This window comes from Dechloromonas sp. TW-R-39-2, assembly GCF_016864195.1.
GTDB lineage: Bacteria > Pseudomonadota > Gammaproteobacteria > Burkholderiales > Rhodocyclaceae > Azonexus.
The window spans coordinates 2,275,609-2,291,143 of record NZ_CP045202.1 but is presented as its reverse complement, the minus strand read 5'-3'; the positions used below and the strand labels follow the sequence as shown (position 1 = coordinate 2,291,143).

Genomic DNA, 15,535 nt, shown 5'->3' with positions numbered 1-15,535 from the left:
ATGAATTTCTCTGGGTAGTCGGCTGGGGACTTTTTAGCGAAATTCGAAGGCTTCGCGATGAAAGGCCGGGGTTGGCAAACCGGCTGATCTCAAGGTTTTTTCGAGGGTATTGCCCCACTCGGCCGGGCCGCAGAACCAGACGCTGCTGCCGCTTTTCAACCGGCCGGTGATTTCGCTGGCGGCCAGCGGGCCATCGCGGCTGGTCAGTTGATGGTGCAGGCGAACGCCGGCGGCTTGGCAGCGTGCTTCGAGATTGTCCGGAAAGCTGCCGGCCTGTCGGCTGCAGTAGAAAAGATCGATTTCGGGCTGGGCTGCGACCTGCTTGGCCAGGACTTCCATGCGGGCAAGGAAGGGCGTGATGCCGATCCCGCCGGCGACCCATATTTGCGGATGACCGGCCTTGTCGCGGTCGACCGGTTCGGCAAGGCCAAAATCGAATTGACCGTACGGGCCTTCGAGTCTGACCGCCTGTCCCGGTTCGAGCTGGTGCGGCAGTTGCCTGGTCAGGTCGCCCAGTTCCTTGATCGCCAGGGTCAGCGTTCCTTGTTGCGGATCCCAGGCCGAGGCGATGGTGAAGGGGTGAGCACCTTCGCCGGGGCGACCAAAATCAATGAACAGAAACTGTCCGGCGGCATGTCCGGGCCAGCCCTTGTACGGCCGGCAGACCAGTTCAAGCACGTGATCCGCGTGCCGTTGGAGGCTTTCAATCCGAGCAGGGTATTGCCGGCGCCGGCCAATCCGGTTGGCCAGGGAAAGCAGGGCTGGAATCAGGCCGGCGGCGGCGAGCAGTGCGGTCAGCCAACCGAGTGGTTGTTGCCAGAAATTGCCCGGCATGAGCAGTAGACCGTGGAATGCGCCAGCCACGAAAACAGCGCCGAATCCTTTGTGCAGCAGGCGAAACCAGCGATACGGAATACGCCGGATCAGGGCGATCACCACCATGGCCAGCAGGATGTAACCAGCCCATTCGCCGACATCCTTGGCCAGGCTGATCCACCAGTCTTTCGGTCCTTTCGGGCCACGCACCTGTTCCGGCAACCAGACCAGGCGAGACAGTTTCTTGGGCAGCCATTCAAGCATCCAGTGCATGAAGACGAAGACGCCGGCACCGATTCCGATGTTGCGATGCAGGCGGTAAATCTTGTCGAGTCCGCCAAAACGGCGCTCCAGCCAGCCAGGGCGTCCAGCCAGCAGGATGCCGGCGCTCATCCACCAGAGCGAGAAAATACCGGAGAGGATGACCAGCGTTCGTCGCCAGTCCCAGAAACCGGGGTTGCCAGCCAGGGTGTCAGGCAAGACAAAGGCAGCCCACAAACCGAGTGGCGCCAGGGCAAGAGCAAGCAGGGGATGTTTCATGATGCGACTGTACTGAATCGTCATCAGCCGAGTTTACGTGTTGATCGGCTGGCTGTCTGTTAGCAGGCGGTCATAAAGTGTAAGCAAATGCATCCGCTGACACAGGCCAGCGGATGCGGATAGGGCTTTTCAGCCTTTCAGCTTGGCGAAAGCGGCAGCCATGGCGTTGCCTGCGGGGGGCTGGGAACTGCTGCGTGACTGTTGGTTCATCGGGTTGCCCGGGCGTTGCGGTCTACCCTGATTATTGCCGCGATTTGCCGGCGCCTGGTCGTTGCGCTTGCCCTGGGTCGGTTCGTCGCCCATGCGCATGGTCAGCGCGATACGCTGACGCTGGAGGTCCACTTCAAGCACTTTGACCTTGACCACCTGACCGGCCTTGACGATCTCATGCGGGTCCTTGACGAAGGTGTTGGAGAGCGCCGAAACGTGGACCAGACCATCCTGGTGTACGCCGATGTCGATGAAGGCACCGAAGGCGGCCACATTGGTGACGACGCCTTCGAGAATCATGCCGGGACGCAGGTCGCTGACCTTTTCGACGCCATCGGTAAAGGTCGCCGTCTTGAATTCCGGACGCGGGTCGCGGCCCGGCTTTTCCAGTTCGCGGAAAATATCCTGAACGGTTGGCAGGCCGAAGCGTTCGTCGGTGTATTTGCTCGGACTCAGGCTCTTGACCAGTCGGCTGTCGCCCATGATTTCGCTGATCGGTTTTTTCAGGTCGACAATGATTTTCTCGACCAGTGGATAGGCTTCCGGGTGCACCGAGGAGGCGTCGAGCGGGTTGTCGCCGTTCGAGACGCGCAGGAAACCCGCCGCCTGTTCGAAAGTCTTGTCGCCGAGACGCGGGACTTTCTTCAGTTGGTCGCGGCTCTTGAACGCGCCGTTGGTATCGCGGAACTGGACGATGTTGGTCGCCAGGCTGGCGTTGAGGCCGGAAATGCGGGTGAGCAGCGGAACCGAGGCGGTATTGACGTCGACGCCGACGGCATTGACGCAGTCTTCAACCACCGCATCGAGGCTGCGCGCCAGCTTGCCTTGCGAAACGTCGTGCTGATACTGGCCGACGCCGATCGACTTGGGATCGATCTTGACCAGTTCGGCCAGCGGGTCCTGCAGGCGACGGGCGATCGACACCGCGCCACGGATCGAGACGTCGAGATCGGGGAATTCCTTGGCAGCCAGTTCGGAGGCGGAATACACCGAGGCGCCGGCTTCCGAAACGACAATCTTGGTCAGGCGTGCTTCTGGATAACGTTTCATCACGTCCTGCACCAGCTTGTCGGTTTCGCGGCTGGCCGTGCCATTGCCGATGGCGACCAGCGTGACCTGATGCTTCGCGGCGAGGCGGGCGATGGTGGACATCGATCCATCCCAGTCGCAACGCGGTTCGTGCGGGTAAATGGTGGCGTGGTCGAGCATTTTCCCGGTGGCATCGACGATGGCCAGCTTGCAGCCGGTGCGGATGCCGGGGTCAACGCCCATCGTGACATGCTGGCCGGCCGGGGCGGCGAGCAGCAGGTCTTTGAGGTTGCGGCCGAAAACGCGGATGGCTTCTTCTTCGGCCCGTTCGCGCAACTCGTTCATCAATTCGAGTTCGAGGTGGGTGTAAACCTTCACCTTCCAGGTCCAGCGCACGCAGTCGCCCAGCCATTTGTCGGCCGGCCGGTTTTGCGGCTTGATGCCGAAGCGCACGGCAATGCGTTGTTCGCAAGGGTTCGGGCTGGGTTTGAGGTTTTCTTCGTCGAGTTCCGAGTCGAGCACCAGCGACACCTGCAACATGCCTTCGTTGCGGCCGCGCAGCAGGGCCAGCGCCCGGTGCGAGGGCATGCTGGTGACCGGTTCGGCAAAATCGAACCAGTCGCGGAACTTGGCGCCTTCCGTTTCCTTACCTTCGACGACGGTCGACCGCACCAGACCGTGTTCGCTGAGATATTCGCGCAGGGAGCCGAGCAGTTCGGCATCTTCGGCGAATTTTTCCATCAGGATCTGGCGGGCGCCGTCGAGCACGGCCTTGCTGTCGGCAAAGCCCGCTTCGAGATTGATGTATTTGCCGGCTTCTTCTTCCGGCGTCAGCATCGGGTCGGCCAGCAGGCCGAGGGCGAGCGGCTCGATGCCGGCTTCGCGGGCGATCTGGGCCTTGGTGCGGCGTTTCTGCTTGTACGGCAGGTACAAGTCTTCGAGGCGTTGCTTGGTTTCGGCATTCATCACCTCGGCCCGCAGTTCCGGCGTTAGCTTGCCCTGTTCGTCGATGCTGGCCACGATGGCGCTGCGCCGGTCTTCGAGATCGCGCAGATAGGTCAGGCGTTCTTCGAGGTTGCGCAGTTGGGTGTCGTCCAGTTCGCCGGTGACTTCCTTGCGGTAACGGGCGATGAAAGGCACGGTGGCGCCTTCGTCGAGCAGGGCGATGGCGGCGTTAACCTGGGCAGGGCGAACCCCGAGTTCGGAGGCAATGCGTTGTTCGATCGGTGGGAGCATGGGTGCGGCAGCGCAGCAAAAAGGGGAGTGGACTATGCGGAATCCGGCGGGAAATTACAACCGCAAGCTGCTTGGTGTAGCATGCGGCGATAAGCAGTCCAATTCAGAGGAGGAATAATGCAAGTTGAAACCTATTTGTTCGGCTCGGTCGAGGTCAATCCCGAGAGCATCATCAACTTCCCGAGCGGCTTGGTCGGCTTCGAGAACAGCAAGCGCTTCATGCTGGTGCACGAAGAAAACGCGCAGGGCGGGGCCGCCAGTTTTACGCTGCAGTCGGTCGATGATCCGGCTTTCGCTGTCCAGATCATTGATCCGACCACGCTGGGTTTCAACTATGAATTGGCCCTTTCTGATTCCGAAAATGCTTTGCTGGCTTCGCCCGTGGCCGAAGATGTCGCCGTGATGCTGGTTGTGTCGCGTCAGGCGGAAAGTGCAGCGTCGGCAGTGAGCGCCAATATTCGTGCGCCGCTGGTGATCAATACTCGGGCACGCGTCGGCTTGCAGAAAGTCATGCAGACCCTTCGTCCGAATATCACGCTGAGCAATCTGGTGAACGAAGTCTAAGGATTCCCGGCCGGAATCAGACGCGGGGCTGCGGCCCCGCGTTGTCGTTTACAGCGGCGACAGTGTCTCGCGGTAACGCTGGGCGTTATTGACGTAATGCGCCGCCGATTGCTGCAGTTTGGCGACGTCTTCATCGGACAGTTCGCGTACGACCTTGCCCGGCGAGCCGACGATCAACACACGATCCGGAAAAACCTTGCCTTCCGGAATCAGCGTATTGGCCCCAACGATGCAGCTCTTGCCGATCACGGCCCGGTTGAGAATCACCGAGCCGATGCCGATCAGGCTGCCGTCGCCGACGGTGCAGCCGTGCAGCATGACCAGATGGCCGACGGTGACGTTGTTGCCGATATGCATCGGAACACCTTCGTCGGTGTGCAGCACCGAACCATCCTGAATGTTGGTGTTGTCACCGATGTGGATCGGGTCGTTGTCGCCGCGCAGCGTCGCATTCCACCAGATAGACGCATTCTTCCCCAGACGGACATCACCGATCACCGTGGCATTCGGGGCGACCCAGGCGTTTTCGCCGACAACCGGTTTTTTTTCGCCGAGTTGAAACAAAGACATGGCTTTTCCTTTTTCGCTTACAGACGCCAGACCTGAATGCCGCGCTCGGTAAAGTCTGTGGCCTTGAACATGCTCTTGACGTCGGTGATCACGCCATCCGAAGCCAGCTTGGCAATGAAGTCGCTGGCCGGGCGAGCCTTGAATTCGGCGTGGTTGACCGCGGCAACGATGGCAGCCGATTTCGGCAAGTCGTCCCAGGCGACCAGTTCGACACCGTATTCGTGGCGAGCTTCGGCGGCATCGGCCACCGGGTCATGGACGACGACCTTGGCGCCATAGGATTCTAGTTCGCGGATGACATCGATGACGCGCGAGTTGCGCAGATCGGGGCAGTTTTCCTTGAAGGTCAGGCCGAGCACGATGATCGGACAATCCTTGACCGGATGGCCGCCGCGGACCAGTTGCTTGATCGTCTGTTCGGCAATGAACTTACCCATGCCGTCGTTGATGCGGCGGCCTGCAAGGATGACTTCCGGGTGGTAACCGAGCTTCTGCGCCTTGTGCGTCAGATAGTAAGGATCGACGCCGATGCAGTGACCACCGACCAGACCGGGACGGAAGGGCAGGAAGTTCCACTTGCTGCCGGCCGCCTCAAGCACTTCGACAGTGTCGATACCGATGCGGTCGAAAATGATCGCCAGTTCGTTCATCAGGGCGATGTTCAGGTCGCGCTGGGTGTTTTCGATCACCTTGGCGGCTTCAGCCACTTTGATACTGGAGGCCGGGTAAACGCCGGCCGTAATCACGCTGCTGTAAATTTCGCTGACCGTGGCCAGGGTTTCGGGCGTATCGCCGGACACCACCTTGACGATCTTGGTGACGGTGCGTTCCTTGTCGCCCGGATTGATGCGTTCCGGTGAGTAGCCGACGAAAAAATCCTGTTTCCATTTCTTGCCGGAATACTGCTCGATGATCGGAATGCAGACTTCCTCGGTAGCGCCGGGGTAAACCGTCGATTCGAAAACGACGATGGCACCGGGCTTCAGATTCTGGCCGACGGCTTTCGAGGAACCGACGAGCGGGCTGAAATCAGGCTGGTAGGCGTCGTCGACCGGGGTAGGGACGGCGACGATGACAAAGTCGGCTTCGCGCAGTGCGGCCGGATCGGTGCCGACTTCAAGCAGCGTTGCCGCCTTGAGGTCGGCGCTGCTGACTTCACCCGTCGGGTCGATGTGCTGCTTGTAGCTGGCGACTTTTTCAGCCGACAGATCCAGGCCGATAGTGCGGAATTTCTTGCCGAATTCCACAGCCAGCGGGAGGCCAACGTAACCCAGTCCAACAACGGCAATTGTTTTCATCGTTCAGTTCGTCAATAAAGGTTGATTGTTCGGGCTGGCGCTCAGCGTGGATCGAAGAGCAGCGCAGCAGCCACTTTACGGCCTTCCGCCGCGAGGATGTTATAGGTTCTGCAGGCTGCCTGCAGGTCCATGATTTCGATGCCGATACCGGCTGCGGCAAACGGGCGGAGCAGCGGGCCGGGCGGGAAACGCAGGCGGTCGCCGGTGCCGAGCAGGATGATCTCGGTGCCCAGTTCGAGCAATTTCTGCATGTCGCTTTCGGCCAGCGTGGTGACATCCGCGGTCGACCACTCGGAAATGATGGATTCCGGCAGCAGGATCAGGTTTTTCTCGTATTTTTCATTGTTGACCGCAACATAACCTGCGCCATAGGCGGTGAACATGTTGAGTCCGGCGATGTTGGATTGATGAAGTTTCACAAGGATATTTGCCTAAAAAGCCCGCCGAAATTGCGGTGCACCATTCGATAGATTAGGATTATACCTTTGGCTCATTGCCACATAGCGGGATAGCTGTCGTGAAACTTATCAAGAAATCCGCCAAACTCGCCAACGTCTGCTACGACATCCGCGGCCCCGTGCTGCAGAAAGCCAAGCAGATGGAGGATGAAGGCCACAAGATCATCAAGCTGAACATCGGCAATCTGGCCGCGTTCGGTTTCGATTCGCCGGAAGAAATCCAGCAGGACATCATTCGCAATCTGCCGAATGCGGCGGGTTACACGGATTCCAAGGGGATTTTCGCGGCGCGCAAGGCGATCATGCATTACACCCAGCAGAAGAACATCAAGGGTGTGACGCTGGAGGATATCTACGTTGGCAATGGCGTTTCCGAACTGATCGTCATGGCAATGAATGCCTTGCTCGACGCCGGTGACGAAGTGCTCGTGCCGGCGCCGGATTACCCGCTATGGACAGCCGCGATCAGCCTGTCCGGTGGCACGCCGAAACATTACCTGTGCGACGAGAACAACGGCTGGTATCCCGATCTGGAGGATATCCGCAGCAAGATCACGCCGAAAACCAAGGCCATCGTCATCATCAATCCGAACAATCCGACCGGCGCGCTGTATCCGGACGAGTTGCTCAAGGAAATCATCGAGCTTGCCCGCCAGCATCACCTGATCATCTATTCCGATGAAGTCTACGACAAGGTGCTTTACGACGGCGTGACCCACACGGCGATTGCTTCCTTGTCCGAGGATGTACTGACCATCACCTTCAACGGCCTGTCGAAGAACTACCGTTCCTGCGGCTACCGCGCCGGCTGGATGGTGGTGTCGGGCGACAAGCGCCACGCCAAGGATTACATCGAAGGCCTCGATATGCTGGCTTCGATGCGCCTGTGCGCCAATGCGCCGGGCCAGCACGGCATCCAGACCGCACTTGGCGGCTACCAGAGTATCGACGATCTGGTCGGCGAGGGCGGCCGCATGCGTCGCCAGCGCGACCTGGCGCACGAGCTGATCTCGGCCATTCCCGGCGTCAGCTGCGTCAAGCCCAAGGCGACGCTGTACATGTTCCCGCGTCTCGATCCCAAGGTTTATCCGATCAAGAACGACCAGGCCTTTATTTCCGAACTGCTGCAGGAAGAAAAGGTGCTGCTGGTCCAGGGCTCCGGCTTCAACTGGCCGCATCCCGACCACTTCCGCCTCGTTTTCCTGCCGCACGAAGATGATCTGCGGGAGGCGATCGGCCGGATTGCGCGCTTCCTCGAAAACTATCGCAAGCGTCACGGCACCAACTAAGCCGTTCGCCCTCCATTAAACCTGTCTATCTGATACTGAAAACTATGAAACCCATGAATGTTGGCCTCGTTGGCATCGGCACCGTTGGCGGTGGTACCTGGACTGTTCTGAAGCGCAATGCGGAGGAAATCACCCGTCGCGCCGGCCGTCCGATCCAGATCACGACTGTGGCCGACAAAAATGTCGAGCTGGCCAAGCAGATCACCGGCGGCGCCTGCAAGATTACGGACGATGCCTTTGCCCTGGTCAATGATCCGGAAATTGATGTCATTGTCGAACTGATCGGCGGCTACGGTGTGGCCAAGGAACTGGTCATGAAGGCGATTGCCAATGGCAAGCACGTGGTCACCGCCAACAAGGCGCTGCTCGCCGTGCATGGCACCGAAATTTTCAGCGCAGCCCAGGAAAAGGGCGTCATGGTCGCTTTCGAAGCGGCTGTGGCCGGCGGCATTCCAGTCATCAAGGCACTGCGCGAAGGCCTGAGCGCCAACCGCATCGAATGGGCGGCCGGCATCATCAACGGCACGACCAACTTCATCCTTTCCGAAATGCGTGACAAGGGCCTGTCCTTTGACGACGTGCTCAAGGAGGCCCAGCGCCTGGGTTACGCCGAAGCCGATCCGACTTTCGACATCGAAGGTGTCGATGCAGCTCACAAGGCCACGCTGATCGCCTCGATCGCTTTCGGTATCCCGGTGCAGTTCGACAAGGCTTACGTTGAAGGCATCACCAAGCTGGAAGCTTCCGACATCAAGTACGCCGAACAACTCGGTTACCGCATCAAGCTGCTCGGCATTGCCAAGCGCCGCGAAAAGGGCATCGAACTGCGCGTTCACCCGACGCTGATTCCGGCCAAGCGCCTGATCGCCAATGTCGAAGGCGCGATGAATGCCGTGCTGGTCAAGGGCGATGCCGTTGGCGCCACGATGTACTACGGCAAGGGCGCCGGTGCCGAACCGACCGCTTCCGCCGTGATCGCGGATCTAGTCGATGTCACCCGTCTGGCCACGGCCGACGCAGCGCATCGTGTACCGCATCTGGCCTTCCAGCCGGATTCGATGTCCAACCTGCCGATCCTGCCGATGAGCGAGATCGAAACCGGCTACTACCTGCGTCTGCGCGTCGAAGACAAGCCGGGCGTTCTGGCCGACGTCACCCGCATCCTGGCCGATCAGGGCATCTCGATCGACGCCATGCTTCAGCGCGAGCCGGAAGAGGGCGAAGGCGAGACGGATATCATTATCCTGACCCACGTCTGCAAGGAAAGCGCAGCCGATGCTGCGATTGCCAAGATCGAAGGCTTGGCCGCCCAAAAGGGTAAGGTCAAGCGCATTCGCCTGGAAGAGCTGCAGTAAGTCGTTTCTTGACTGCATGCAAAAAGGGGCCGATGGCCCCTTTTTTATTTGTACTGGAATCCGATTCGACGCTGTTCAAATTCAGAAATTCTGTTGTGTTGACCAGGGTGGTCGGCAATCTATCTATTGCTGCCATTCTCAATTTCTCAAGGCCGTGCCTGTTTTTCGTTAACAAGCTGTAGCCCATCCATATCGAGTTGCCTGGTTTAAATTTGGAAATCTTCCGCAACGGAACTTTGTGCTTCGCTTTTTGGGTCGCCTTTCGCCAGCTTAATCGTGGCCCAAAAGGTACTACCACTACCCAAGATGCTTTCGCAGCCTGCATCACCCCCCATTAATTTGGTGAGTTTTTTGACGATTGCCAATCCAACACCGGTACCACCATATTTTCGCGTATGAGAATTGTCAGCTTGCTCAAAGTGTTCAAACAACCGCCCAATTTGGTTGGGATCAATACCTACCCCTTGGTCTTGAACCTCCAGGCGAACCATTATGCTTCCCATATCTTCGTTCAGTTTGCGCACTCGAATCGTAATGACTCCCCGCTCTGAGAAGGTGATTGCATTATTGCAGTAGCAACTGAGTATGGTTGTCAGGTGTCTAGCATCGCCCATTAATGGGCTAGGAAGATTGGATACTTCATGGTGAATGGTCATGTTCTTTGCTGAGGCGCGCTCGGCCAGCAGCGATGTAACATCGATGACAAGTTGGTCCATGTCGATGGGGACAAGTTTGACCTCAGTTGAGCCCGCTTCGATGTCGACAAGAGTCAGAATCCCTCCAATAACAGTATCCAAGCGTTTTACAGCAGTTTCCAGCATGCCAAGTCGGTGCGATTGTTTATCACTCAGTGAGTCTCGGCGAAACATCCCGGCAACACCAGAAATCTGATGAAGAGGCGTTCGCATCTCATGTGACATGTTGCCGAGAAAGAGTGTTTTAGCACGGTTAGCTGCTTCTGCTGCCACCCTTGCTCCTTCCAGTTCAGCCATGAGTTGCTTGCGAAGGGTGATGTCCTCAATGACCGCAGTTGTGAATTTGACTTTGCCTTCCTGTCCGCGAACGGCATGGGCCGAGACGTGAACCCAGATAACCTCTCCGTTTTTGCAAACCACACGCTTTTCAAGGTCAAGGCTGCTGCCATTTTCAGCAAACAACTGCCTCATATGCTCCTGTTCATTTGCCCGGTCATCAGGATGGGTTAATTGAGCGGGCTGCATTTTGTTGAGTAGTTCTTGCCGGTCATACCCGGTCATTTCACAATAGCGTTCGTTGACAAGCTGAAACTTGCCGTCGGCATCTAATTGAACAGCACCCACCGCCATGTTCTCGAAGTAGCCTCGAAACTGTTCATTGACTTCGCGAATACGCTCCTCGGAGGCTTCTTCAACTCTGGTTTTTTCCAGATGCAAAAGACGATAGGCTTGTTTGCGATGGCTATAGACGTAATAGCCTGCACAGACAGCTAAAACAATTCCAATAAACAGGATGCCTTGCTGCTGACTAGACCTTTTCCATTCGGCGATGGCCGCATCCGACTCCCTGCTAACGGCTACTACCAGAGGTGTATTTGCCGTGCCTTCTATGGGTAGGATGGTTTGAATGGCGACAAGGCGAAGGTCATTGGTCGCTGTTGCCCGGTCAACCATAAAGCTACTTTCGCGACCGCTTCTCAGGTGTTGGTTGAATAGCGAATCTGGTTTTTTGCTCAGGTCAAAGCCTAAAATTTCCGGTGTGGCTTGGGTGCTGAAAATTACCTTTCCATCGCCATGGGCGACTGATAGTCGCATGTCGTGTGCGTAGAGCAAGGATTGCATGAGCACGCCAAAATAAGCTGGGTCGAGAATGGCCAGTAAATAGCCATCAAATCGTCCGTCGGTGCCAACAATCGCTTTGCCAAAGCTTGTCGTAAAAATTCCTAGTGGGGTTTTGAAGGGAGGGGAAATGTACAGTGTAGTCGGATCGTTACCCGTCTTGATGACTTGATAGCGTTCGCTATCTTTGAAATTCTGCCCAATCAATTCCGCACGGTTACTTGCAATTGCTGTCCCATCAGCATTAATCAATAGGAGACTGCGGATGCCAATCACTGACTCTGTGAGCAGCGCCATTTTGTTGTTTAGGCGCGCCACACCATCTGGTCTTGCAAGCAAATCCGGTAGGTCATGACGTAACCCATCGAGCATTCGTGACGATGCACGTAATTGCTCTCCAATATTTGCCTTCAAGGCATTGGCTAGCGAGATGAGGCGCTGTTGCTCGTTTAATAAAGTTTTTTCGCGTTCGTCATAAATCTCAAACGTCAGCGCAGCCCCGAGTAATACCAATAAAAGACCAATCGATTGCCAAGGCCGTGACATGACTCCCCCATTTTTTATCTTATTGGTTACAAATTTATGTAGCTATTGAAGGTCAATCATTAAAAAAGTTCAAGGTATTACTGGATTTTGGCTTTCGGCCGAAATATTTTGCTAGTTTGAGATTATTGGCTGTTTTTTGACTATTACACACCAACAGCAGCAATTGGTCGATTGCCGCCACTACCTATTATTCAGAGCAACGCCAGCCATCTATTTCCGTGACCAAACGGTCAGTTCGGCAATCCAACCCTAACGCCCCAGTTTTTGCCTTATCGCCGGTAAAGCCGCCTGGGCGGCGCGTTCGCCTTCGAGTACGGCTTCGTGTCGGGCGGTGAAGTCCCAGGATTTGACGTAAGGCAGCTTGGGGCGAATGACGATGTCGGCATCGCGCAGTTCATTCTTGCTGATGATGCCGCCCATGATGGTGGTTGTTTGCCAGAGAATGGCCGAAATGCTGTCGATGGGCTGACCGTTGGCCTGGCTCGAAATATCGACGGCGATGACGAAGTCGGCGCCCATCTCACGGGCCGCCTGAACCGGCACCGGGCTGGTCAGGCCGCCATCGACATAGGTGTGGCCGCGAAACTGTACTGGCTGGAAAACGCCGGGGACAGCAGCCGATGCACGCACGGCCGTACCTGTGTCGCCCGTTCGGAAAACGACGCGCTCGCCACTGTTCAAGTCGGTGGCGACGGCGGCAAAAGGTTTGTTCAGTTTTTCCAGCGGCCGTTTGTTGAGTTGCTGATTGACGTAGTCCTGCAATGCTTCGCCCTTGAGCAGGCCGCGTCCGCCCAGCGTCCAGTCGGCAAATATTTTTTCATCGAGCTGGATGGCAATTTTCTGGATGGCGTAAGCATCGTTGCCGCCGGCATAGAGTGCGCCAACGACTGCGCCGGCGCTGGTACCGACAATGTAATCAGGGACGATGCCTTGCGATTCCAGCATCTTGATCACACCGATGTGGGCGAAGCCACGGGCTGCGCCACCGCCAAGGGCCAAGCCGATTTTGGGTTTCTGGATGACAGCAACCGGTGTCGGCGGTGCCGGTGGTTTTCCGGCAAGACTGGAACAGCCGGCCAGGACGAGGGCGAAGCCGATCGAGAGGGCCGATGAGCAGGATTTACGCAAGGCTGAAATGAGCACGGTGTCGAGAATGGTGGATATAGCCCACCATTCTAGCCTTGCCTCAGGGGTGTCCTGCGTAACGATCCGTATCCATCGGCCCCTGGATTGTCAGGCGATCAGTTGGTCGGTGCTGGCGCGCCCGGTCCCTGCGGGCCGGCACCGCGACCGCCGCGTTGACCGCGTTGGCCCATCTGGCTTTGTTCGTCGAAGGCTTTTTTCTGCTCCGGGGTCAGTTGACCGTAGAAATCCTTCATGGCAACGAGATGTTTGCTCATGCCTTCCTGATGCTGCTTTTGCAATTCCAGCATCTTTTCAGCCCGTTCCGGAGCCGTCAGCTTGGCCATGTCGGCCTGGGCCGGGCGGTTGGCGGTATTGTTGAACGGATGGGATTCCTGGAACTTGGTCCAGGCCGGTTCCTGCTGTGGCGTCAGCTTCAAGGCATCGTGCAGGCGTTGCTGATGCTGCTTCATGCGGTCGCTGAAACGACCTTCGGAAAATTTTCCACCGGCTGAACCGTTACCCATGCAATCGCCGCGTTGGGCGAAGCTCGGGGCCGAAATCGCAACTGCACTGATCCCGACAACCAGCGCTGCGATATGCAATTTTTTGTTCTTGAACATGTTTGACTCCTTGATCATGACTGGCGGGAATTCCGCGCTGGAAATGATTAAAGCGCAAACATGTAATTCAGTTATTTCTGGCGATACCGAAAGTGTTGCAAGCTGTTTCCGGTCAAACGTCGGCTTCGACCAGGCCGCCGTCCTTTTCCATCCACGCCCGGCGTCCGGCGGCTTCGCCCTTGCCCATCAGCAGGGTGAAAGTGGTGGTCATTTCCTTGATCATTTCGCGGCTGGCCTGGAAAGGCACGAGACGGCGGGTGTCCGGGCAGAGCGTCGTTTCCCACAACTGGTCCGGGTTCATTTCGCCGAGGCCCTTGAAGCGGGAAACGGTGATCTTGTTTTCCGAAACGCCTTCGTCACGCAGCTTTTGCAGCGTCTGCTCCTTTTCCGACTCGTCGAGGCAATAGACCTTGCGCGTGTGACCACGGGCTTCGACGTCGACGCGAAAGAGCGGTGGCTGGGCGACGTGGATGTGACCGTGTTCGACAAGTGCTGGAAAGTGCTTGAGGAAGAGCGTGAACAGCAGCACCTGAATGTGCGAGCCGTCGACGTCAGCATCGGACATGACGATGATGCGGCCGTAGCGCAGGCCCGTGACGTCGATCGTGTCGAGCTGGTCGATGCCGTGCGGGTCGACGCCGATGGCGACCGAGATGTCATGGACTTCGTTGTTCTTGAACAGCTGGTCGCGTTCGACTTCCCAGGTGTTGAGTACCTTGCCGCGCAGGGGCAACACGGCCTGGGTTTCCTTGTCGCGCCCCTGTTTGGCCGAACCGCCGGCCGAGTCGCCCTCGACCAGGAAAACTTCGTTGCGGCTGAGGTCGTCCGACTCGCAGTCTGTCAGCTTGCCGGGCAGGGTGGCGATGCCGGAGGATTTCTTTTTTTCGACTTTCTGGGTCGATTTCATCCGGTTCTGCGCCGCCTTGACGGCCAGCTCGGCGATCTTCTTGCCGAAATCGGCATGGCTGTTCAGCCACAACTCGAACGGGTCGCGGACCATTTGCGAGACCAGCTTGTAGGCATCGCGGCTGGTCAGTTTTTCCTTGGTCTGACCCTGGAATTGCGGGTCGAGGACCTTGGCCGAGAGCAGGTAGGTCATCCGGCCGCAGACATCTTCCTGCGCCAGTTTGACCTTGGCCGGCAGGATGGCGTGGTGGTCGGCGAAGGTCTTGATCGCTTCGAAGACGCCGGCCTTCAAGCCGGCTTCGTGCGTGCCGCCGTCGAGCGTCGGAATCAGGTTGACGTAGGATTCCGGCTTGCCGCCGCCTTCCTCGAACCAGGCCAGCGCCCAGGTGGCGCCTTCGCCGACGGCGAAACCGTTGGCCGTCTCGACATATTTCTCGCCGACGAAAATCGGTGCCACCGGCGTGCCGACCATCATTTCATTGAGGTAGTCGGCCATGCCGTTCTGGTAGCACCAGGTCTTCTTGGTTTCGCCCTCGATTTCGAGGTCGACCGTGACATTCGGCATCAGTACAGCCTTGGAGCGCAGCAGGTGTTCCAGTTGGCCGAGATTGATCTTCGGCGAGTCGAAATATTTCGCATCGGGCGAGATGCGCACCGTGGTACCCGTATTGCGCTGGCCGCAATCGGCAATCCGGGTCAGCGGCTCGATGACGAAACCGTCGGCGAAAACGATGCGGTGCACGCCGCCGCCGCGCTTGATTTCAACTTCCAGCCGGGTGGACAGGGCGTTGGTCACCGAGACGCCGACACCGTGCAGGCCGCCGGAGAAACGGTAGGCGTTGCCCGACTCCTTCTTGTTGAACTTGCCGCCGGCGTGCAGTTTGCAGAACACCAGTTCGACCGCCGGACGGCCTTCTTCCGGATGCATTTCGACCGGAATGCCCCGCCCGTTGTCGCTCACCTCGATCACGCCATCGGCCCGGACCAGGACGCCGATGCGTTTGGCGTAGCCGGCCAGCGCCTCGTCGGCCGAGTTGTCGATGACTTCCTGGACGATGTGCGTCGGGCAGGTTGTTCGGGTGTACATGCCGGGACGTTCCTTGACGGGCTCAAGGTCTTTCAGGACGCGGATGGAGGAGGCGGAGTATTCAGTCATTCG

12 protein-coding genes are annotated in these 15,535 nt (G+C 57.9%); 3 read left to right on the top strand and 9 right to left on the bottom strand.

Features of this window, described 5'->3' with window-relative positions; genetic code table 11:
* Positions 1 to 33: 33 nt before the first annotated feature.
* Positions 34 to 1,356 (bottom strand): ferric reductase-like transmembrane domain-containing protein, encoded by a 1,323-nt coding sequence (locus GBK02_RS11070; protein WP_203466727.1) that lies wholly within the window; start codon positions 1,354 to 1,356, stop codon positions 34 to 36.
* 129 nt (positions 1,357 to 1,485) lie between these two features.
* Positions 1,486 to 3,831, bottom strand: a complete 2,346-nt coding sequence (locus GBK02_RS11065; protein ID WP_203466726.1) for a Tex family protein — start codon at positions 3,829 to 3,831, stop codon at positions 1,486 to 1,488.
* Positions 3,832 to 3,948: 117 nt separating this feature from the next.
* On the opposite strand from GBK02_RS11065, the gene fliW reads away from it, so the two are divergent.
* Positions 3,949 to 4,395: a flagellar assembly protein FliW gene (gene fliW / locus GBK02_RS11060; protein WP_203466725.1), complete on the top strand. Its 447-nt coding sequence runs from the start codon at positions 3,949 to 3,951 to the stop codon at positions 4,393 to 4,395.
* Between the two features lie 48 nt (positions 4,396 to 4,443).
* Here the strand turns inward: fliW and GBK02_RS11055 are convergent, their stop codons facing one another.
* From GBK02_RS11055 to GBK02_RS11045, 3 genes are read right to left on the bottom strand one after another with little or no spacing between them, the layout of a single operon-like run.
* Positions 4,444 to 4,965, bottom strand: coding sequence for a gamma carbonic anhydrase family protein (locus tag GBK02_RS11055; RefSeq protein WP_203466724.1), 522 nt, complete (start codon positions 4,963 to 4,965; stop codon positions 4,444 to 4,446).
* A gap of 17 nt (positions 4,966 to 4,982) precedes the next feature.
* Positions 4,983 to 6,263, bottom strand: coding sequence for a nucleotide sugar dehydrogenase (locus tag GBK02_RS11050; RefSeq protein ID WP_203466723.1), 1,281 nt, complete (start codon positions 6,261 to 6,263; stop codon positions 4,983 to 4,985).
* Positions 6,264 to 6,304: 41 nt separating this feature from the next.
* Positions 6,305 to 6,682, bottom strand: coding sequence for an Mth938-like domain-containing protein (locus GBK02_RS11045; RefSeq protein WP_239002985.1), 378 nt, complete (start codon positions 6,680 to 6,682; stop codon positions 6,305 to 6,307).
* A gap of 98 nt (positions 6,683 to 6,780) precedes the next feature.
* On the opposite strand from GBK02_RS11045, the gene GBK02_RS11040 reads away from it, so the two are divergent.
* Positions 6,781 to 8,010 carry a pyridoxal phosphate-dependent aminotransferase gene (locus GBK02_RS11040; RefSeq protein WP_203466722.1) on the top strand — a complete coding sequence of 410 codons (1,230 nt, stop codon included), beginning with the start codon at positions 6,781 to 6,783 and terminating at the stop codon, positions 8,008 to 8,010.
* Positions 8,011 to 8,054: 44 nt separating this feature from the next.
* A complete protein-coding gene (locus tag GBK02_RS11035; protein ID WP_203466721.1) occupies positions 8,055 to 9,365 on the top strand; it encodes a homoserine dehydrogenase in 1,311 nt (436 codons plus the stop codon).
* Between the two features lie 206 nt (positions 9,366 to 9,571).
* Here GBK02_RS11035 and GBK02_RS11030 read toward each other — a convergent pair whose 3' ends face one another.
* The 4 genes from GBK02_RS11030 to parE form a co-directional block, all read right to left on the bottom strand.
* Entirely contained in the window at positions 9,572 to 11,725 is a 2,154-nt protein-coding gene (locus tag GBK02_RS11030; RefSeq protein ID WP_203466720.1) for a PAS domain S-box protein, read from the bottom strand.
* A 249-nt stretch (positions 11,726 to 11,974) separates the two neighbouring features.
* A complete protein-coding gene (locus GBK02_RS11025) occupies positions 11,975 to 12,868 on the bottom strand; it encodes a patatin-like phospholipase family protein (RefSeq protein WP_239002984.1) in 894 nt (297 codons plus the stop codon).
* Positions 12,869 to 12,966: 98 nt separating this feature from the next.
* Positions 12,967 to 13,470 carry a Spy/CpxP family protein refolding chaperone gene (locus GBK02_RS11020; protein WP_203466719.1) on the bottom strand — a complete coding sequence of 168 codons (504 nt, stop codon included), beginning with the start codon at positions 13,468 to 13,470 and terminating at the stop codon, positions 12,967 to 12,969.
* Between the two features lie 112 nt (positions 13,471 to 13,582).
* Positions 13,583 to 15,532: a DNA topoisomerase IV subunit B gene (parE, locus tag GBK02_RS11015; protein WP_203466718.1), complete on the bottom strand. Its 1,950-nt coding sequence runs from the start codon at positions 15,530 to 15,532 to the stop codon at positions 13,583 to 13,585.
* Positions 15,533 to 15,535: the final 3 nt, after the last annotated feature.